The sequence below is a fragment of the Geodermatophilus tzadiensis genome (assembly GCF_003002915.1).
GTDB classification, from domain to species: Bacteria; Actinomycetota; Actinomycetes; order Mycobacteriales; family Geodermatophilaceae; genus Geodermatophilus; species Geodermatophilus tzadiensis.
The window spans coordinates 56022-75831 of sequence record NZ_PVTG01000007.1; the positions used below are offsets into that span (position 1 = coordinate 56022).

The following is a 19810-nucleotide window of genomic DNA, read 5'->3' on the forward strand; positions in this document are numbered from 1 at the left end:
GCGGCCACCCGTGGGCGGACGCACCGCACGCGTGCGGGTGACCGGCCCGAGCGGCCGCATGGTCCGGCGGCCGGCCGGGCAGCCACCGGCGGTGGAGGACGACTGGAGATCACTGCTCGACGACCTGCCGATGGAGCAGCGCCTGAAGGCGATCGCCGTCTACGAGCTGGCGAGCGATCGAGCGGCCGGACAGCCGGTCGAGACGGCGGCCGCGACCCTGCGCGCGGCAGCCACGGCCGAGGGGCTGGACGACGGGCACCCGTGGATCCGGGCGGCCGCCGCACGCATCAGCGCGGAGCAGCGCCCGTGACCCGACCCGCCGGCTGACCGGGCGCAGGTCGACGTCGTCACGGCCGATCCGCCGCCGGTCGGCGGGGCGTGTCCCGGTGTCCGCGGGGGCGACCGACGACGTGGCGCACGGCGCCGGCGGGAGCGGCCCGCCGGCGCTCTGGCGTGCGTCCGACGAGGTCAGCCGATAGTTTGCACGCCCCCAGCGCGTGATCAGCGGAGGCGTGGATGACCGGACCTCGTTCGATCTGCTTCTACACGCCCTCGACGGACCCGTCGGGCATGGGGGCGCACGTGCTCGACCTGATCGCCGCGTTCGCGGGCACGGTGGACGTGTCGCTCATGGCGCGGGAGCTCCCCAGGACGCAGTGGCTGCTGGACCGGGCCGGGGAACTGGGCGCGGAGACGGTGCCGCTGCCCTCCCCCCGGCACCCGCGGTTCGGCCCCGTGGTCACCGGGTTCCTGTCGGCACGCCCGGCCGACGTCTTCCACTGCCACGTGGGGACCGGCAGCGAGGACTGGGACGGCGTCCGGCTGGCCCGGTCCGCCGGGTGCCCGGTGGTGGTGCAGACCCAGCACCTGCCCTACCTCCTCTCCTCCCCGCGCAGGCGGCACGCCTACTTCCGCGCCATCGCCCCGGTGGACCGGCTCATCGCGGTCTCCGCGGGACTGCGCCGGACGTACGAGCGGATCGGGGTGCCGAGCGGGTCCTTCACCACGGTGCCGAACGGCATCGCCCCGCTGGTCCAGCGGCTGCCGCGAGCGGAGGCGCGGCAGGCCCTGGGGCTCGAGGCGGACCAGCCGGTGGTCCTGACCGTCGGCCGGCTCACCCACATGAAGGCCCAGTGGCAGCTGCTCGACGCGGTCCCGGACCTGCTGGCCCGCTTCCCGCGGCTGGCGGTCGTCCTGCTCGGCGACGGCCCGCTGCGGGAGGCCCTGGTCGAGCAGGCCGGCTCCCTCGGCGTGGCCTCCGCGGTGCGGTTCGCCGGGCACCGCTCCGACGCGCGGCAGCTGCTCGCCGCCGCCGACGTGTTCGCCCTGCCGTCGAGGTGCGAGGGGATGCCCCTGGCCGCGCTGGAGGCGATGGAGGCCGGGCTGCCGGTGGTGGCCACCCGCGTGGTCGGCAGCGAGGAGGTGGTCGTGGACGGCGTGACCGGAGCGCTGGTGCCCTTCGGCCGCCCGGCCGAGCTCGGCGCCGCGCTCGCGAGGCTGCTCGCCGACCCGGCGCTGCGCCGGCGGCAGGGCGCCGCCGCGCGGCGCCGGTACCTCGCCGGGTTCACCCGGGACCGGATGGCGCAGGAGACGGCGGCGGTCTTCGCGGAGCTGCTCCGGACGGCGGCCCGGCCGGCGCTCACCGGGAGCCCGGCGTGAGGCGGCTGCGGGTGGCCTGCGTGGGGACCGGGTTCATCGCCGGGCAGCACCTCCGGGCGCTGTCGGGGATGGCGGACGTGGACGTCGTCGCGGTCGCCGACACGCAGCCGGAGCGCGCGCAGGAGGTGGCGACCCGGTACGACGCCCGCGCCTACGACGACGGGGCGACGCTGCTGGCGACCGAGGAGCTGGACGCCGTCTGGCTGTGCGTGCCGCCGTTCGCGCACGGCGCCCTGGAGGCCGACGCCATCGCCCGCGGACTGCCCTTCTTCGTGGAGAAGCCCCTGGCGCTGGACCTCCCCACCGCCCAGGACGTCGCCGACCGGCTGGCAGGGACCGGGCTGACCACCGCCGTCGGGTACCACTGGCGGCACCTCGACGTCGTCGAGCGGGCCGTGCAGCTGCTGGCCGGGACGCCCGCCCAGCTCGTGACGGGGTACTGGTGGGACAGGACGCCGCGCGTGCCGTGGTGGCCCCGGCGGGCGTACTCCGGGGGCCAGGTCGTCGAGCAGACCACGCACATCTTCGACCTGGCCCGCCACCTCGCCGGCGAGGTCGACACGGTGACCGCGGCCGAGCGGGCCGCTCCCGACGGTGCGGAGGACGTCCCCACGGCGTCCTCGTCGCTCCTGCGGTTCGCCGGGGGCGCGGTCGGCAGCATCTCCTCGGCGCGCGTCCTGGCCGGACGGCACCGGGTCGCGCTGCACGTCGTCGCCGACGGCCTCGTCCTCGAGGTGTCCGAGCGCGGCCTGACCGACCACGAGCTGCGCGTGGGGACCGGGGACGGGGCGGAGGTGCTGCGGTCCGAGCAGGACCCGATCGCGGCCGAGGACCGCGAGTTCGTCGACGTCCTGCTGGGCCGGGCGGCGCGCACCCGGGTCCCGTACTCCGAGGCGCTGCGCTCGCACGCCCTGGCCTGTGCCGCGGACCGCTCGGCCCGTGAGGGGACGCCGGTGCGCCTGGCGGACGGCGGCGCCACCGGCTGAGCCCGGGTGCTCACGCGTCCGCGGCAGGGTCCTCGCCGGGCAGCGGCACGGCGTCGCGCGGCGGGGCGGCGGGCAGGCCGCTGCCCGTCAGGTGGTCGGCGTCGTTGAAGGAGACCAGCGTCCACTCCGGCTCGCCGGCGGACGAGGGCCGGTGCCGCCAGTGGGTGAGGCTGGTGTTCCGCGGCGCGCAGTCCACCCGCCTCCCGCTCGGGCCCAGGCCGAAGGCCAGGGCGAACGACGCCTCCACGACCCCCGCGTGGCACACGGCGACCACCGTCTCGTCCGGGTGACGGGCGACGAGCCGGGACAGGGCGCCGCCCGCGCGGGCCAGGAACGTCGCCCAGCTCTCACCGCCCGGGGAGAACTCCCGGTAGGGGTCCCGCGTCCCGGGTGGCTGCTCGCCGCGGCGGTACCGGGCCCGCCACTGCTCCACGGTGAGCCCGTCGGCCTCCCCGGGACGCAGCTCCTCCAGCCCGTCGTCCCGCTGCACCGGCAGTCCCAGCGCCCGGGCGACGTACTCGGCGGTCTGCAGCGCACGCGGGAGGGGGCTGGCGACGAGCCGGTCGGCCCGCACCGGCCGGTCCCGCAGCCGCCGCTCCAGCAGGCGCGCCTGCTCCCGTCCCCGGACGGTCAGGCCCGGGTCGCCCCGCATGCCCCCGATCACCGGCTCGACGTTCGCCACGGCCTCGCCGTGCCGCACCAGGTACAGCTCCGTCGCCACCTGCTCCTCCTCCCGGAGCCCGCGGCCCCGCCTCAGCCGCCCTTGCGACGGGCGAGCACCAGACCGGCCACCTCGACCGCGCCGGCCCCCAGCAGCGCCCGCGCCATCTCCCGCAGCGAGAACCCCTCCGAGTACACGTCGTCGAAGACCAGCACCCGGCGGCCCGCGACCCGCTCGGGCTCGGGCACCGACAGCGCGGCCCGCAGCTCTCCCTCGGCGATCGCGCGGCGCTCCTGCGCGCTGATGCCGAGGAAGCGCCCGGTGGGTCCGGACTTGGCGATGAGACCCGGCGCGAACGGCCAGCCCGGCCCCTCGCGCCGGGCCGCTTCCACGATCACCTGCAGGTAGTCCCACAGCCGGTGCGCCCGCGGACCGACGTAGATCGCGCCGGTCGTGATCAGGTCGTAGCCGGCCAGCTCCCCGCGGTTGTCCTCCAGGAAGCCGACGAGGATCCGCCCCAGCACCTCGGCCAGGTCGCGCTCCTCCCCGTACTTGAACCGGTAGATCGCGCGCCACATCTCGTCCGCGTCGCCCGACACGGTGTACAGGCGGGAGAACCAGCGGTCGTCGAAGCCGCACACCGTGTTGGCGCACGCACCGCCCACCTCCACGGCCCGACCGCAGACGGCGCACGTCGGCCCGTCGGGTGCGCCGTCGCCGGCGACGGCGCACGCGAAGCAGATCGCCGGCGTCCCCGTCGTCCGGTAGGCGCAGGAGGCACAGGCGTCGAAGCCCGCCGGCGCCGGTTCGAGCGGATCCAGGTCGATGGGCATCCTCACCTCTGCAGACCGTCGGCACCGCTCGATCGGGAGGCGGACTCTAAGGGAGGTCCCGGGCGCGCACACCTGCGGACGACGACGGACACCGGGGTGGTGCGGCGTCAGCGCCAGAACGCGGTGAGCCGCCCGGCGAGCGCCCTGCCCCGGGCGTGACCGGCCCGAGCGGCGGGCGGCCGCAGCGACAGGTCCATCGCGCGGGCGCCGAACAGGTGCTCGGAGCCGACCTCCGGGACGATCGTCTCGACCCGGCTGCCGCGGGCGCGCAGCACGTCGACCTGGGCCGCCAGGTGGGTGCCCCACTGCCGCGGGTGCCGCGACCTGCCGCCGAGGGGCGACAGCACCAGCACCCGCCGGTACCCGGCTGCCAGGTCGGCGTTCTCGACGGATCGGTAGCCGCCGTCGATGTACCGGCGGTCGCCGATGCCGTGGGGCGGGCCGCCGGCGGTGCTGGCGGCCACGGCGTCCACCAGGTCCACTCCGCTGTGGCGGTCGAACACGACCGGCTCGCCGGTGTGGGCGTCGACCGCCGTGATGAGCAGCGCTCGTCCCGGCCAGCGGCGAACCGGCAGCCGGGCGGCGACGGTGGCGCGCCACCGGGCTCGCCCGGAGCCGTCCGACGCCGCGTCCGTCTCGAGCGCCGCCGCGCCCATCCGGCGGCGCATGTCGGCCGCGTCCTCGGCGGCGGCGATGATGCGGCTCGTCCTCTCCAGGTGGTCGGCCACCGGCCCGACGGGGACGCGTCCGCCGTCGGACCCGACCGGACGGGACCGTGGCGGGGGCGCCGCGGCGAGGACGGCGGCGAGCAGGTCGTGCGGGCTCGCGCCGGTGAGCTGAGCCGCGGCCGTGGCGCCGGCCGACGTCCCGATGACCAGATCGGCCTCCGTCACGTCCAGACCGCCGTCGAGCAGGCCGGCGACGACGCCGATCAACCACGCGTTGCCCGTCGATCCCCCGCCGCCGAGGACCAGCGCCCGCTCGCCCGCGACCGGCGCCGGCCCCGTGGCGTCGGCCCGCGGCTGGTCCCGGTCGGTCCCCGCCCCATCGGGAGCGGTCGCCGAGGTGCCGTGCGGGGTCAGGGGTGGTGCTGTCTCCATGGGTGTCGCCTCTCGCGAGTGGGGCTCGCGGGCGCTCCCGGTCGCGACCACCTCCGTCGCGTGATCGTGGCCTGCAGGGGAGCCCCCGCTGCGGATCCTGCGTGCACGGGTCTCACCTCCTGCCGGTCGGTCACGATCGCCGGGACGCTCGCACACCGGGGACGCGGTGCACAACCGGCTTCCTGCCGGTCGCGGCCGGAGCTCAGCGCGGCTGCCCGCCGCCGAGGACCGGGGAACGGCGTCGGTGCGCGAGGCCGACCGGGTCGTCCGTGCAGACCATGTCGACGCCCAGCCGGGCCATCAGCCGCGCCTCCTCGGGGTCGTTCACCACCCCGACGGCGACCTGCACGCCCAGCCTGCGCACCCGGCGCACGACGTCATGGTCCCGACGGACGTGGACCGGGTGGAGGTGGACGTCGGTCAGCCCGCGGTCCCGGGCACGCCGGGCGGCGACGTCGGGATCCACGTGGGGCGCGACGACGAGGGCTCCGGACACGGAGCCGCAGCCGGCCAGTGCGGCGGCGGTGCGCAGGTCGAAGGACGTGGTGCTGACGCGGTCGGCGTCCGGGCGGTGCAGGCGGCGGGCGTGCAGCAGGCCGGCGAGGAGCCGGGCCGTGCGGGCGCCGGCGGCGCCGCCCGCCTCGGGCTCGACCTCGGTCACGAGGAAGGCGCGCCGGCGGGCGACGAGCTCCAGCGCCTCGGTGAGGGTGGGGACGCACGTCCCGTCGGGCAGCCGGAGGTCGCGGACCGCGGCGAACGGGGTCCGGCCCACGACCGGGCCGGTGCCCGGCCATCCCGTGACGCCGACGCGTGGTGCCGATGGCGCGCCCGTGAACCCACCGGCCGGGTTCAGGGCCGGCGGACGGCGTAGCGCAGCAGGACGACGCCGTTGCCGAACCGCCGGTTCTCCACCAGCTCCAGGTCGGTCGGCTGGTCGGCGGTCCCGAACAGCCGCCGGCCGCGGCCCACGACGACCGGGTTGACGTAGAGCCGGTACTCGTCGACGAGGTCCAGCCGGCGGAAGGTCGCGGCCAGGTCGGCCCCGCCGAGCGTCATGTCCCCGCCGGGCTGCTCCTTCAGGGCGCGGATCTCGTCGGGGTCCACCTCCGCCCGCAGCGACGCGTTGGGGCCGACCTGCTGCAACGTGCGGGAGAAGACGATCTTCGGCACCGCCCGCCAGATGCCGGCGAACTCGTGCACGACCGGCGGGAGGTCGGGGTCCTGGTCGGCGGTCGGCCAGAACGCCTCCATGAGCTCGTAGGTGACCCGGCCCTCGAGGAAGGCGCTCCCGGCCGCGAGCTGCTCGTTGAAGTGCGCGTGCAGTTCCTCGTCGACGCGGTGCCAGCTCAGGTCGGAGTCCGGCCCCTCGAAGCAGCCGTCCAGCGACAGCATCATGTGCACGACGATCTCCCGCACGCGTCCTCCTGGTGGACGTCCCGGTCCGGGAGCTGGGACCGGCGGACGCGGACCAACTCATCGGTCCCGCGGCCCTCCGCTCGCCGCGACCGGTCAGGGGCGGACGGGACGAGGGCCGCCCCGGGACCCCCGCCGCGGCCGGCGGCGGACCGGCTCGCTATCCCCGTGGTCCCGGACGGACCACGGGATCCGCCGGTGGCCACGTGGCCGGGCCCTCCCCGGGCACCCGCCCGCTCGAGGCGCCCGCCATCCGCCGGATGCCCACCACGAGCAGCGCGATGCCGCCTGCCGCGAGGAGCGCGCTGCCGATCAGCGCACCGACCGAGACGGCGACCACGTGGGGCAGCTCGACCTGCACCCTGGTCGAGGTGACCACGCCCGGGCTGCCGTCGGCGTTCATGACGACGAGCCGGTGGTCGCCGGCCGCTGTCGGCCAGCTCAGCTCCGCCTGCGACGGGGAGCTCGCGGAAGCCAGCCAGAAGTCCTGCTCACCGGGGGGCGCCGCCCGGGAGTTCCCCGGCTTCCGGGTGACGGCCAGCTCGAACGGGTCGAAGCCGACGTCGGTGACCTCGTCGACCTCCACCCCGGCCAGGTAGTCGTCGACGGCGTCGGCCGGTCCCACGCCGATGAACACACCGGCGGGGTCTCCGGTCTGCGACGTCACGCGCACTGTCGGCCTGCCGAGGACGTCCGCGAAGCCCCGGACGTCGTCCGTGCCGGCGTCGTCGGTGACGAGCGCGGCGGTCGACGTGGTGAGCGACCGAGGTCCCGAGTCGAGTCCGCCGTCGGATCCGAACGCGATCAGGAGGGCGGTGGCGGCGGCGCCGGCGAGCACCGCGAGCGTGGTGAGCACGGCGCCGAGGGTGGTGAGGGCCGTGCCCCGCCTGCGGACCGGCGTCGAGGCGCGGTCCCTGGGCGGGGACGGGGTGAGAGCGGTCATGACGGTTCCTCTCGGGTGGTCCCGGTGGTCGCAGCCGCGGTCCACGGGTGGCCGCGGGGACGGGCCGCCCGTGGCCGGGCCTCGGTCAGGTGTCGCGCCGGGCGAGGGCGAGGGCCGCGGCCGCCAGGGCGACGGCGGCGTAGAGGGCAAACACGCCCAGTCCGGCCCAGGGCGGCAGGGTCTCCCCCGCGACCGGGCCGGTCTGCATGACCGCCGCGCCGGCGTTGGTGGGCAGGAACGGGTCGACCTGGGGGACGAGCAGTCCCACCACGGGGAGCACGAAGAGCAGCCCGAAGACGGCTGCCATGGCGCCCACGGCGCTGCGCAGCAGCGCTCCGACGGCGGCCCCGAGGACTGCGGTGGTGCCGAGGTAGAGCGCCGCGCCGACGATCGCCCGCGGCACCCCCGGCGTGCCCAGGGAGATGCTCGTCCCGGTGCCGCCCAGGACGGCCTGCGCGGTGAAGAAGGCGGTGACCACGGCGGCGAGGGTGGCGGCGGCGGAGACCACCGCGACGAGGACGGCCTTCGCCCAGAGCACCGGTAGCCGCCCCGGTACCGCGGTGAAGGTGGTCCGGATCGAGCCGGTGGTGTACTCGCCGGTGACGACGAGGATCCCCAGGGCGGCGATCAGGAGCTGGGTGAAGCTCACTCCGCTCAGCGCGCCTCCGACGGCATCCGTCCCGCCGGGCTCCCCGGCACCCGGGTCACCAGCGGTGAGTGCGGTGATCAGGGCCGGGGAGACCCCGGCGGCGAGGACGCTGAGCACGCTGGCGACCACGAGCCACCAGTTCGAGCGCAGGCTGCGGAACTTGATCGCCTCCGCGGTGAGGACCCGCAGCTGGGTCACCCGGAGCTCCGCGGCTGCGGGGGCGGTGTCGCGGCGGTCCGTGGTGGTGGTCATGCGGCGGCCCTCCGGGGCGCTGTCGGGTCGGTGGCGGGGGTGGCGGGGGTGGTGGACCGGTACTGGACGTCGTCGGCGGTCATCGCCAGGTAGGCCTCCTCGAGCGAGGCGTGGACGGGGACGAGTTCGGTCAGGAGGATCCGGGCCGCCAGCGCGGTCCCGGCGATCTCCTCGGCGGTGGTGCCGGTCACCGTCAGCACGTCCGGCTCCGGCCGGGACACCACCGCACCTGCCACGACCAGCAGCCGGGTCAGCTCCTCCGGCTGCGGGGTGCGGACCGTGACGCGTCCGGTGGCCGTGGCGGTCATCTGCTGCATCGACACGTCGGCGAGCAGCCGGCCGCGACCGAGGAGGACCAGGTGGTCGGCCGTCAGCGCCATCTCGCTCATCAGGTGCGAGGAGACGAAGACCGTGCGCCCCTCGGCGGCGAGCGCGCGCAGCAGTCCGCGGATCCACCGGATGCCGTCGGGGTCCAGGCCGTTGACCGGCTCGTCGAGCAGGATCACCGCCGGATCTCCCAGCAGGGTCGCGGCGATGCCCAGTCGCTGGGACATGCCGAGGGAGAAGCCTCCGACGCGCCGTCCGGCCACCTCGCTGAGGCCGACGAGCTCGAGCACCTCGTCGACCCGGCGGTGCCCGATGCCGTTGGTCGCGGCGAGGGCACGCAGGTGGTTGCGTGCGCTGCGGCCGGGGTGGACCGCTCCGGCGTCCAGCAGGGCGCCCACCTGGTGCAGCGGCGCGGGGTGGTCGGCGTACCGCCGGCCGTCGACCAGCACCTCCCCGGAGGTCGGACGGTCCAGCCCCACGACGGCCCGCATCGTGGTGGACTTGCCGGCGCCGTTCGGGCCGAGGAACCCGGTCACCACACCGGGCCGGACGGTGACGGTGAGGTCGTCGACGGCGGTCGTCCTGCCGTAGACCTTGGTGAGGCCGCGGATCTCGATCATGGTTGCTCCTCGGAGGAGGGACTGCGGGGACGTGCGTCCGGGGACGCGGTGAGCGGTCCGGCCGGGCCCTCGTGGCGGCGCCGGCCGTCCGGGTTCAGTGCGGCGACCTGGTCGGGGCGGCGTCCTGCTCGAGGGCGGACCGGACCACGGGTGCACCAGCCGTCGAGGCGGCGGACTGCTGGTCCAGTCGTGACCGGTAGGCCGTGCCCAGCCGGCGCCGCACGATCAGCGCGACGGTGACGGTCAGCAGGAGCACGACGCCGACGAGCCCGTAGCCGTTGCCGTTGCCGTCGAGCAGCGTGCCGGGGATGCCGTCGGGGTTGTTCGTGCGGTTGAACAGGGTGTGCACGAGGGCGAAGGCCAGCACGCTGTCCCGGGTCCCCCGCATGGTGAGGCCCGCGAGCGGGCGGACGAGGACCCCCAGCACGATGTACGCCCCGAGGGAGACCACGGCCGACGTGGCGGTGAACTCCCCCAGGAACGCCAGGGGCCAGTGGGCGAACCCGAACGGCACGGCGGTGAGGAGGGCCGCGACGAACACGTTGTGCCGCCGCTCGAGCCTCGTCTGCAGCACCCCGGCCCAGGCGGTCTCCTCCCAGAGGTTGACCAGGAGCAGGTTGACCAGCAGCTGGCCCGCCTGCGTCAGCAGGAACGCACCGGGGTGGACCGGCCGCAGCGAGTCACCCAGCAGCAGGCCGGCGACGACGGTCAGCGCGGGCATCGCGGTCAGGATGAACACCCACCAGCCGACGCCGAAGTCCCAGCGGAACGCCCGGCGGAACAGCCTCCGCACGCCCTCCCGGCCCTCGGCGGCCCAGGTCACGTACACGGCCGACGGCAGGAGGGCGAACACGGTGAGCACCAGGCCGGACAGCTCGTCGGGGTCCCTGGGCAGGCCCTCGAGGAGGTCCTCGCCGGGGACCACCCCGTGCAGGACGAGGACGGGCACCGCCATGAGCGGGTACCCGATGGAGAACACCAGGACCAGGAACGCGGCCGCCGGACGACGCGCGGCGAGACCGCGGAAGCCGGACGCGTCGCGGCCGTCCCGCCTCGGGCGGGGTGGCTCGACCGGATCGGGACCGTCCGGGAACCGGGGTGAGGCGGAGGCATCGCCCGGGAGGCGTGTGGTCACGTGCGTCTTCCCTCCGGTGTGGGGGACGGTGCGCCGGCCCGGTCGGCGGAGCGGCGTCGGCGACCCGGAGCTCGCCGTGGTCAGGACGCTAGGGAGCGGAGGTGTCCTCGGGGACCGTGCGGACCGCACGCCCGGGGCCCTTCCCGCCCACCGCCGGCCGGGACCAGCACCGGGGAGGGGTGCGGGACAGCACCACCGCGACCGTGCGGGCAGCCCCCTCCGCAGGGCGCGGACGCGGCCACCCCGACCGGGCCGGCCGCCGATCCGGCGCGCTCTCCCGACGGCCTCGACCGAGCCCTAGAGTCCCCGCCATGGCGCTGCGGGTGGTCCTCGCCGACGACAACTACCTCGTGCGCCAGGGGGTGGCGGCCCTGCTGGCCGAGGCGGAGGACGTCGACGTCGTCGGGGTGGTCGGCGAGCCCCGGGCGCTGGTGGAGCTCGTGGCGGCGGAACACCCGGACGCCGTGCTGACCGACATCCGGATGCCTCCCACGTTCACCATCGAGGGCATCGAGGCAGCCCGCCGGATCCGGGCAGCGCACCCCGACATCGGTGTCGTGGTCCTGTCCCAGTACGTGGAGGGGACCTATCCCTTCGAGCTCCTGCAGGACGGTGTGGCGGGCCTGGGCTACCTGCTGAAGGACCGGGTGTCCGACGTCGACGAGCTGGTCCGCGCGCTGCACGAGGTCGCACGGGGCGGTTCCGCGCTCGATCCGCGCGTCGTCGAGGGACTGGTGGCGCGCAGGGCCACCGAGGCACGGTCGCCGCTCGCCGTCCTGACCGAGCGGGAACACGAGGTGCTGCAGGCGATGGCCACCGGACGCAACAACACCGCCATCGCCAAGAGCCTGTTCATGAGCGAGCGCGCCGTCGAGAAGCACATCGGGTCGGTCTTCCAGAAGCTCGGCGTGGCCGAGGAGCAGGACGTGAACCGCCGGGTCGTGGCGGTGCTCACCTTCCTCGAGGCGACGGCGTCCGCGTGACCGCCTGACGCGGACGGCGCTCCCGGTGGGCCTCGCCGTGCAGCACACTGCCGCCATGCACCCGCGACGGGGGCGCCCACGCACGGCTGCCGAGCGGCGGACCGCCCTCGTCGTCGCCTCGGTGATGACCCTCTTCGTGGGGACCGTCTACGTGGTCGTGGTCCTGGGCGGCGCCCAGGTGCTGGGCGACCCGTCGTCCCCGCACACGGTCCTGTCGATCCTGGCGACCACGGTCGTGGCGTTGTCGTTCGAGCCGCTGCGCGCACGGGTCGAACACCGGGCTGCCCGGCTCACGAACGGGGGCAGGCCCCCGCCCTACGAGGTCCTCCGCGGGTTCTGCGACGCGGTCGCCGGGTCGTACCCGGCCGAGGAGATCCCGACCCGGATGGCGCGGACCCTCGTGCAGGGCACCGATGCCGAGTGGGCCGAGGTCTGGCTGGACGTGCGGGGCCGGATGGTCCGGGCGGGGAGCTGGCCGGCTGCGGGCGACGGTCGGGGGCGCGCGCCCGAGGACCCCGCGGTCCTGCACCTGGGCGTCGGGTACGCCGGCGGGCCACTCGGGGAGATCCGGTTGCGTCCGCGAGGGGGCAGGCAGCTGACCCCGGTCGAGGACCGGCTCGTCACCGGCCTCGCCGGCCAGGCCGGTCTCGTGCTGGGCGAGGTGCGGCTGCGCACGGCGTTGGCCCAGCGCTTCGCGGAGCTGTCGGCCCGGGCCGAGGAGCTGCGGTCCTCCCGACGTCGGCTCGTGACGGCGCAGGACGACGAGCGCCGGAGGCTGGAGCGGGACATCCACGACGGGGCGCAGCAGCACCTGCTCGCGCTGACGGTCAACCTGCGCCTGGCCCAGTCGCTCGCGAAGCGCTCACCGGAGCGCGCGGCCGAGGTCCTCGCCGCCCAGGCCCCGGCCGCGCGGACCACCGTCCGGACCGTCGTGAGCCTCTCCCGGGGCATCTACCCGTCCGTGCTGACCGAACAGGGGCTCCCCGAGGCGCTCGCCGAGGCGGCGGCGTCCAGCGGCATCGCGGTGCGGGTGGACGCCGACCCGGTCGGCTCCTGCCCGGCCGACGTCGGAGCCGCGCTCTACTTCACGTGCCTGGAGGCGCTGCAGAACGCGGCCAAGCACTCCGGAGCGGCCGAGGTCCGGGTCCGGTTGGCCCGGGAGGAGAGCGCGGTGACCCTGACCGTGGAGGACGACGGCCACGGCTTCGACCGCGTGCGGACCCGGACCGGGACCGGCCTGGCCAACATGGCCGACCGGATGGACGCGGTGGGTGGTCTCCTCGAGATCGGCGCATCGCCGGCCGGCGGCGTCCGGGTGCGCGCCCGCGTCCCGCTCCGCACCGGACCGGAGGCCTGAGTGCGGTCCGCGTGGGCGTGGCTGGCCTTCGGGGTGACGCTCGTCTGCGCGGTCGGTCAGTCCGTCCTCCTGGCCTCCTTCCAGCCACTGACCTCCGTCGGGTCACTGGTCGAGGGGTGGCCGTTCATCCCCGTCGCGACGGTGGTCGGGGCCTGCCTCGGCGCCCTGGTCGTCCAGCGGCGGCCGGGGCACCCCGTGGGCTGGCTGCTGAGCACCGGTCAGTGCCTCACCGCCGTCGGCATGGTGACCACCGCCTACGGTGCCCGGGCCGCCGCACTCGGGCCCGACCGCCCGGCGGACCTCGGACACCTCTCCCAGTGGGTGGGGACGCTGCTGTCGGGGACCACCGGGCTGCAGGTGACCGCTGCGCTCTTCCTCCTGGTGCCGGACGGCCGGCTCGTATCCCGCCGGTGGCTCCCGGCGCTGTTCTGCTGCGCGGCGGCGCTGGTGGCCCACACGGCTGCGGTGCTCACCGTGGCGCCCGTGGACCTCGACGCCGGAGGGCACCCCACCTCCCCCACGGCCCTGACCGCGGACCTGTACCTGGCCGCCAACGCGCTGACCATCACCGCGCTGGCGGCCGGCGCGGCGTCCCTCGTCGTCCGGCTGCGCCGCGCTGACGGCGAGGTGCGCCGCCAGCTGCTGTGGGTGGCGCTGCCGGCGGGGGGTCTCGCCTCCGGCCTGCTGCTGCTGTGGGTCTGGGACGTGGCCGTGGGCACGGCGGAGGGGTCGACGCTCGTCGTCCTGCTGCTCCCCGTGTTCCTCGCGTGGGCAGCCCTGCCCGTCTGCGCGGGGATCGCGATCCTGCGTCACCGGCTGTTCGACATCGAGCTCGTCGTGAGCCGCGCCGTCGTCCTGGCGATCGCGACCGGGTTCGTCTCCGCCTGCTACGTGACCGTGGTCGTCCTCCTCGGGAGCCTCCCCGACGGGCGGACGGACGCGGTCTGGCCCTCGCTCGCCGCGACCGTCGTCGCGGCCCTCGCCTTCCAGCCGGTGCGCCGCCGCGTGCTGCGAGCGGCCGACCGGCTGACCTACGGCCGCCGCGCCGCACCCTACGAGGCGCTGGCCGATCTCAGCGCCCGGCTGACGCAGAGCCCCACGCCCGAGCAACTGCTCGCGGCCACGGCCGTCGCGGCGGGCACGAGCGTGTCGGCGAGGCGGGTCACCGCGACCCTGGCGCTCACGGCCACGCCGGCCCTGCGGGCGACCTGGCCCGCGGAGCCGCCGTCCGGCCACCCCCCGCTCGTCGCCTCCGACCTGGCGATCCGGGACGGCGGGGAGGTCCTCGGGCACCTCACCGTCCACATGCCCGCCGGCCGCGACCTGCGTGAGGCCGATCGCCGCCTGCTGTCCGACCTGACGGACCACGCCGCCCTGGCCTTCCGGAACGCCAAGCTGGAGTCGGAGCTCGCCGCGTCGGTCGCCACCCTGGATCGGCGCACCCGGGAGCTGACGCAGTCCCGGCTGCGCCTGATCCAGGCCCGGGACCTCGAGCGGATCCGGCTCGAGCGTGCGATCACCGAGGACGTCCTGCCGCAGCTCACCCCGCTGCCGGAGCGCCTGGAGGAGGCCGCCGCGGCCACGGCAGGCGGGACGCCGCCGGACCTGGAGCCCCTCGTCGACCGGGTCACCGAGGCGCTCGAGGCGCTGCGCCGCATCAGCCACGGTGTCTTCCCCGTGGAGCTGGGCCGCTCCGGCCTGGGACCCGCGCTGCGGACCCTCGCGTCCCGGGCCCGACGCGTCGCGACGTTCCACCTCGACGCCTCCGTCGACGGGCTGCGGTTCGCTCCCGAGGCCGAGGCCGCCGTGTACTCCTGCTGCCGCGAGGCGGTGCAGGCGTCCGGGACCGCGCTGGAGGTGTGGGTGTCCTGCCACGACGCGGAGCTGCGCCTCGACCTGGACGGGTTGCCCGCCCGTAACGGGTCCCCGGCGCCGGCCGATCCCGTGGAGTCGATGGTCGACCGCGTCGAGGCGGTGGGCGGGTCGGTGAGCGTGCGCAGCGACGCGGCCGGGACCTCCCTCCGGGCCCGGATCCCCGCTCCTCCCGTCGAACCGGCGGCCCGTCAGGCCGAGGCCAGTGCCCAGGACTCGGCCAGCCGATCGGGTCCCAGTGCGTTCTTCGGGACGTACGCCGAGGCGCCGCAGCCCCGCAGGTCCAGCTCCCCGACGTCGTAGCTCGACACCAGCACGACCACGGGAGCGCCGGCCGCCGACCGGATCCGCCGGGTCGCCTCGATCCCGTCCATCCCCGACAGGTGGACGTCCATCAGGACCAGCCCCGGGCGGAGCCTCGTGACGGCCTCGAGGGCGGCCTCACCCGACGCGAGCGACCCGACCAGGACGAAGCCGTCGGTCGCCTCGACCACGCTCGCCATGGCCTGCCGGAACGAGTCGTGGTCGTCGACGACGAGGACGCGGACCTCGCTCATCGGCACCCCTCCTCCCCGGATGGTCCCCTGTCCCGCCGGCCCGCCGCACCGTGCTGACCACACGCGCCGGGTGGGGCCACCCCCCCTCTCGAGTGCCTGACCCGGCGACGTGCCACCCGGCCTCGGGGAGCCCCGACCGGCTGCCCCGGGTCCCCGCCGCAGCGGGAGCCGCCGACCGGGGCCGCTCGGCGACCGGGGTCCTTCAGAGCCGGGTCCGCATGAGGACTCGGGTGAGCGTCACGTCGGAGAGCTCGACCGCCTCCACCTCGACGCGCTCGTAGCCCAGCCTCTCGAACGCCGGTACCGCCCGCCACGAGGCATGCGTGTGCAGAGCCGTCAGGCCGGCCGCTCGAGCGAGAGACGCCACGGAGGTCAGCAGCAGGCGGGCGATGCCCCGTCCGCCGGAGTCCGGGTCGACGAACAGCTGGTCGACCTCGCCGACCTGCAGGTGGCCGACCTGCTGCAGGGCGACACCGGCGAACCCGGCGACCTCGCCGTTCACCTCCGCGAGCAGGACCGCGGTGTTGTGGATCATCCACCGGTGTCCTGCGACGCTGCGCCGCCCCGCCCACGCCTCGATCTCCCGAGGGCGGTAGTGATCCGCCGCGGAGCGCCGGATGGCTCGCAGGCTCACCTCGAGCAGCCGCTCGGCGTCCTTCGGCAACGCCCGACGGACCGCCGGTTCGCTCAGCCCGGCCACGTGGGGCTCCCGTTCGGCGGGGACCAGCCGCAGCCGGCGCCCGTGAGCCGCGGCACGGCTGGAGACACGGCTGAGACCTCGTCGCTGTCCGCGGAGCAGCCCATGGCCCGGTGCCCTGGCCGGGATGGGAGCCCCCGTCCTGCGCCAGGCAGCTGCGGTCTCCCTGGGCGGTCACGGGCGGGCACGACCGCACCATGCCTGGGCTCGGTCCCTGGCGCGAGGCGGGCTCCGCGTGACCGTCGTGGCCGGCGACCCGCAGCGTGGGCTCGGGGCGCTGGTCGGGCGCCGGGACGATCGGGGCGGCGCCCCACCAGGACCGTCGCCGGGACGACCGTCGTCGACCCCGCCCGCTGCGGGCGACGCCGCCGGCCGCCGCACCCGGGTGCGGCGGTCGGCGGGTGGTGGCCGGCGTTCAGGCGAGGCCGAGGCCGCGGCGGCCGGTGTCGTTGAGCCGGTCGACGGGGAACCGGTTGGGCCAGGTGCGCTCGTAGTGCTCGGCGGGGAAGTCGGTGGGGCTGGAGCCGGTGAGGAATGCCTCCCGGACGGATGCGGCGTAGGCCTCGTTGCGCGGGCACCACGGCGCGGCGGGGACGTACATGACGTTGCCCCAGCCCTGCTGGTCCCGGACCGGGTCGACCCCGTGGACCATGTCGCAGTGCCACCAGACGGAGTCGCCGGCGCGCACGTCGGGGATGGGCGTGACCGCGCGCAGCAGGAGTGAGTGCCACTTCTGCGTGGCCGGGAAGACCCGGTTGGTGGTGACCCCGCACATGCTGTCCTCGGGGACGTCGGACAGCAGCGGGCGCAGCATGAGGTAGGCCATCGCCTCGGGGATCGGGACGGTGTGCAGCACGCCCTGGTCGTTGGACATGTCCGACAGCGCCGTCCAGCCCTGGAACGTGCGGAACGCCGAGCACATCGTGGAGCCGGGGTACTGCGGGCCGGCGGTGCGATGGGCGGCGTCCCAGGGGTCGTAGGACTCGACGGTGCCGTCGAAGAGGTGCCGGAACGCCCGCTGGTAGGCCCCGGTCATCCAGAGGTCGAGGGTGCCGGGGTCCAGGTGGGTGCCCAGGCCGCCGGAGTCGGCACCCGGTGGGCGGCGGCGGATGCGGTCGGGGTACATCGAGTCGCGGTCGGGGTCGAACCACCGGACGCCGTCGGACTCGGACCTCCACTGCCCGTTGAGGAAGCTCTGCACGCGGGCCATCCGGTCGCTCTGCCGGGCCTCCATCTGGGCCGGGGACCAGTAGACGGGGTAGATCTCGGGCGTGGAGCCGACGCTGCCGAAGAAGTCGTCGCCCGGGCCGCGGTACTCCTCGAAGAAGCGGTTGCTCTCGACGTAGTCGACGATGCCGGCGTCCCAGGCCAGCGCCTGCTCGCGGGGGAAGTGGCCGCGCACGACCAGGCAGCCGCGGCGGCGCAGGGCCGCGAGCTGCTCGGCGGAGACCGTCCCGGCCTCGATGTCGGCGTGGTCGACGACCGGCCAGACGTCCTCGCCGCGGGTCCTGGCGGCCTCGACCTCGGCGACGGCGGAGGCGACGCGCGCCTCGACGACGGCGAAGACCTCCTCGACGGTGCGGCCGGAGGCGGCGATGCGCGCCCGGATCGCCTGCTTGACCTCGCGGATGGCGGCCGGCAGGTCGTCCGGGGTGGTCTCCCAGTGCGGCAGCGGCGGCAGCGGGGTCGCCCGCGGGGTCCCGGGGACGGTGAGGGTCACGGCACGCGCTCCAATCAGGAAGGACTCCTTACTTGGAGGGGACCGTAGCCCGGATCCCCGAGTCAGGCAAGAGTCCTTACTAGGATCGGCGCGTGTCCCCCGCCAAGCCGTCGCTGGAGCTGCTGCGGTCGCTGACCGACGAACACGTGCTCCGCGCGCTGATCGACGAGCGGCGCCTCACCCGCGCCGAGATCGCCGCCCGGACCGGCATCTCCAAGCCCACCGTGGGCGAGAGCGTGCGCCGGCTGACCGAGGCCGGGGTGCTGCGCGACACCGGCGAGCGCACCACGGGTCCCGGCCGGATCGGCAGCTACTACGCCCTCGCCCCCGACCTCGGGGTCGCGCTCGTCGTCGGCATCGCCCCCGAGGGCGTCGTCGCGGAGGCGGTGGACGTGCACGGTCGGCTGGTCGCCCGGGAGCACGAGGAGGTCGGGCGACCGGCGCGTCCCGCGCAGGTGGCAGGAGCCCTGCGGGCGGTCGCCGAGCAGGTCCTGGCCGACGCGGGGCCGGCCCGGCTGGCCGTCGTCAGCGCCGCGGACCCGGTCGACCGGTCCTCGGGGCGGCTGGTGCACCTGCCCGACGCGCCCTTCCTGGTCGGCGAGCTCTCCCCGGTCGAGGTCCTCGCCCCGCTGGTCGCCGGTCCGGTGACCGTGGACAACGACGTCAACTGGGCCGCCCGCGCCGAGCGGGCGGCCGCCGGACCCGAGGACCTCGACGACTTCGTGTACCTGTACCTCGGCGAGGGCCTCGGCTGTGCCGTCGTCGCCGACGGCGAGGTCCGGCGCGGGTGGGGCGGGCTCGCCGGGGAGATCGCCCACGTGCTGACCCGCGGACCCGGCGGGCGCGCCGTCGCCCTCACCGACGTCTTCGCCGAGCTGCGCCTGCGACGGCAGGACTCGACGGCGGTGGACGTGGACCGCCTGCTGTCCGCCGTCGCCACCGACGGCGACCGCCCGGACGGGACCCTCGCCGCCCTGGCCGACGCGGTCTGTGGCGTGGTCGCGGCCCTCGTCGCGGTGACCGATCCCCGGCTGGTCGTCGTCGGCGGCGCCTGGGGCAGCCACCCGGCCGTGCTGCAGGCCGTCTCCGACCGCGCGGCCGGACTCCCCCGGCACGTCCCCCTCCGGCCCGCCCGGGTCACCACCGGACCCGCCCTCGGCGGAGCCCGCGCAGCGGCGCTCCGCGACCTCCGGGCGGTGATCTCGACCCGTCGGCAGCCGCCGACCTGAGCACGCCGGTGCGGGTCCCGGTCCCGTCCCCACCCGGGGTCCACGCGTCGGGCGCAGCCGGCGCGGTGCGCGTACCCACGACGGGGTGCGCAGACGCTGACGGGGCGCAGTCGACGGGCTCGTGGCGCTCACCGCGCAGGCGTCCGCGGCGTCCCGACCACCGGTCCCGTGGCACCCTGCGCGGTCGGCGACGGGGTGGCCCGGACCGACGACCACGAGCACGCGCCCCGTCGGCGGCGAGAGCGCGGGAGGGGAGTGACGATGAGCCAGGACCCCGACAGCCGGGTCATCCGGCCCGGCGAGGGCACGCGAGTGCCCGCGCTGGACATGACCCACAAGGTGCACGCCGACCACCTCGGCGGTCGCCTGCTGGTCATGGAGGGTCGGATCGCCCCGGGTGCACTCGTCCCGCCGCACACCCACACCCGGGAGGACGAGTGCTCCTACGTCATCTCCGGCACGGTCGTCTTCCAGGTGGGCGAGGACACCGTCACCGCCGGGGCCGGCAGCTACGTCATCAAGCCGCGCGGCGTGCCGCACGCCTTCTGGGACCCGGGCAGCGAGCCCGCGCAGGTGATGGAGCTGCACGTGCCGGAGACGTTCGCCCACTACTACGACGAGGCCGGCGCGATCTTCACCGACTCCGCGCTGACCCCGCAGGAGCGACACGAGGCCCTGGACGCGCACCACGCCCGCTACGGCGTGACCTTCCACTGGGACCGCGTCGCGGATCTCGTCGAGCGCCACGGCGTCCGGCCGTGAGCCGTCCGGGCCACGTCGGGCAGGAGGTGGAGAACGGCCGCGGCCTGGGACCATC

Annotated in this window: 20 protein-coding genes; 8 read left to right on the forward strand and 12 right to left on the reverse strand. The window is 75.9% G+C overall.

Going from position 1 to position 19810, the window contains the following annotated elements; translation table 11 throughout:
* Window positions 1-37: 37 nt before the first annotated feature.
* From LY71_RS10995 to LY71_RS11005, 3 genes are all read left to right on the forward strand, one after another.
* Entirely contained in the window at window positions 38-310 is a 273-nt protein-coding gene (locus LY71_RS10995) for a hypothetical protein (protein WP_146146107.1), read from the forward strand.
* 206 nt (window positions 311-516) lie between these two features.
* Window positions 517-1659 carry a glycosyltransferase family 4 protein gene (locus LY71_RS11000; RefSeq protein ID WP_106277332.1) on the forward strand — a complete coding sequence of 381 codons (1143 nt, stop codon included), beginning with the start codon at window positions 517-519 and terminating at the stop codon, window positions 1657-1659.
* Entirely contained in the window at window positions 1656-2645 is a 990-nt protein-coding gene (locus tag LY71_RS11005; RefSeq protein ID WP_245887834.1) for a Gfo/Idh/MocA family protein, read from the forward strand. Before LY71_RS11000 ends, LY71_RS11005 begins: the two co-directional genes overlap by 4 nt.
* Before the next feature lie 10 nt (window positions 2646-2655).
* On the opposite strand, the gene LY71_RS11010 is transcribed toward LY71_RS11005, so the two are convergent.
* The 9 genes from LY71_RS11010 to LY71_RS11050 all read right to left on the reverse strand — a co-directional run bounded on the left by LY71_RS11010 (window position 2656) and on the right by LY71_RS11050 (window position 10422).
* Entirely contained in the window at window positions 2656-3366 is a 711-nt protein-coding gene (locus LY71_RS11010; protein WP_106277334.1) for a histidine phosphatase family protein, read from the reverse strand.
* Window positions 3367-3398: 32 nt separating this feature from the next.
* The gene (locus LY71_RS11015) at window positions 3399-4139 is read right to left on the reverse strand and encodes a ComF family protein (protein WP_106277336.1); all 741 of its coding nucleotides are present in this window, start codon (window positions 4137-4139) and stop codon (window positions 3399-3401) included.
* A gap of 107 nt (window positions 4140-4246) precedes the next feature.
* The gene (locus LY71_RS11020; RefSeq protein ID WP_211297262.1) at window positions 4247-5239 is read right to left on the reverse strand and encodes a patatin-like phospholipase family protein; all 993 of its coding nucleotides are present in this window, start codon (window positions 5237-5239) and stop codon (window positions 4247-4249) included.
* Between the two features lie 202 nt (window positions 5240-5441).
* Window positions 5442-6011 carry a glycerophosphodiester phosphodiesterase family protein gene (locus tag LY71_RS11025; RefSeq protein WP_106277338.1) on the reverse strand — a complete coding sequence of 190 codons (570 nt, stop codon included), beginning with the start codon at window positions 6009-6011 and terminating at the stop codon, window positions 5442-5444.
* 77 nt (window positions 6012-6088) lie between these two features.
* On the reverse strand, window positions 6089-6655 hold the full coding sequence (locus LY71_RS11030) for a dihydrofolate reductase family protein (RefSeq protein WP_106277340.1): 567 nt from the start codon (window positions 6653-6655) through the stop codon (window positions 6089-6091).
* A gap of 157 nt (window positions 6656-6812) precedes the next feature.
* Window positions 6813-7595: a hypothetical protein gene (locus tag LY71_RS11035; protein ID WP_106277343.1), complete on the reverse strand. Its 783-nt coding sequence runs from the start codon at window positions 7593-7595 to the stop codon at window positions 6813-6815.
* Between the two features lie 85 nt (window positions 7596-7680).
* The gene (locus tag LY71_RS11040; protein WP_106277345.1) at window positions 7681-8496 is read right to left on the reverse strand and encodes an ABC transporter permease subunit; all 816 of its coding nucleotides are present in this window, start codon (window positions 8494-8496) and stop codon (window positions 7681-7683) included.
* Complete coding sequence (locus tag LY71_RS11045; protein ID WP_106277347.1) at window positions 8493-9443, reverse strand: ATP-binding cassette domain-containing protein; 951 nt, start codon at window positions 9441-9443, stop codon at window positions 8493-8495. Before LY71_RS11045 ends, LY71_RS11040 begins: the two co-directional genes overlap by 4 nt.
* A gap of 94 nt (window positions 9444-9537) precedes the next feature.
* Window positions 9538-10422 carry a type II CAAX endopeptidase family protein gene (locus tag LY71_RS11050; protein WP_146146108.1) on the reverse strand — a complete coding sequence of 295 codons (885 nt, stop codon included), beginning with the start codon at window positions 10420-10422 and terminating at the stop codon, window positions 9538-9540.
* A 467-nt stretch (window positions 10423-10889) separates the two neighbouring features.
* Between LY71_RS11050 and LY71_RS11055 the strand changes: the two genes are divergently transcribed.
* Genes LY71_RS11055 through LY71_RS11065 form a run of 3 tightly spaced genes read left to right on the forward strand, consistent with a single transcriptional unit; the run spans window position 10890 to window position 15093 of the window.
* Window positions 10890-11561 carry a response regulator transcription factor gene (locus LY71_RS11055; protein ID WP_106277351.1) on the forward strand — a complete coding sequence of 224 codons (672 nt, stop codon included), beginning with the start codon at window positions 10890-10892 and terminating at the stop codon, window positions 11559-11561.
* A gap of 55 nt (window positions 11562-11616) precedes the next feature.
* Window positions 11617-12918 (forward strand): sensor histidine kinase, encoded by a 1302-nt coding sequence (locus LY71_RS11060; RefSeq protein ID WP_146146109.1) that lies wholly within the window; start codon window positions 11617-11619, stop codon window positions 12916-12918.
* On the forward strand, window positions 12919-15093 hold the full coding sequence (locus LY71_RS11065) for a GAF domain-containing sensor histidine kinase (RefSeq protein ID WP_106277355.1): 2175 nt from the start codon (window positions 12919-12921) through the stop codon (window positions 15091-15093).
* Here the strand turns inward: LY71_RS11065 and LY71_RS11070 are convergent.
* The 3 genes from LY71_RS11070 to LY71_RS11080 all read right to left on the reverse strand — a co-directional run bounded on the left by LY71_RS11070 (window position 14982) and on the right by LY71_RS11080 (window position 17764).
* Complete coding sequence (locus LY71_RS11070; protein ID WP_106277357.1) at window positions 14982-15347, reverse strand: response regulator; 366 nt, start codon at window positions 15345-15347, stop codon at window positions 14982-14984. The genes LY71_RS11065 and LY71_RS11070 overlap by 112 nt on opposite strands.
* A 202-nt stretch (window positions 15348-15549) precedes the next feature.
* Entirely contained in the window at window positions 15550-16047 is a 498-nt protein-coding gene (locus LY71_RS11075; protein ID WP_106277360.1) for a GNAT family N-acetyltransferase, read from the reverse strand.
* A 412-nt stretch (window positions 16048-16459) separates the two neighbouring features.
* A complete protein-coding gene (locus LY71_RS11080) occupies window positions 16460-17764 on the reverse strand; it encodes a YbiU family protein (RefSeq protein WP_211297263.1) in 1305 nt (434 codons plus the stop codon).
* Window positions 17765-17856: 92 nt separating this feature from the next.
* Between LY71_RS11080 and LY71_RS11085 the strand changes: the two genes are divergently transcribed.
* Together LY71_RS11085 and LY71_RS11090 are read left to right on the forward strand one after the other, a co-directional pair.
* On the forward strand, window positions 17857-18993 hold the full coding sequence (locus LY71_RS11085) for an ROK family transcriptional regulator (protein ID WP_106277362.1): 1137 nt from the start codon (window positions 17857-17859) through the stop codon (window positions 18991-18993).
* A gap of 261 nt (window positions 18994-19254) precedes the next feature.
* Window positions 19255-19755, forward strand: a complete 501-nt coding sequence (locus LY71_RS11090; protein ID WP_106277364.1) for a cupin domain-containing protein — start codon at window positions 19255-19257, stop codon at window positions 19753-19755.
* Window positions 19756-19810: the final 55 nt, after the last annotated feature.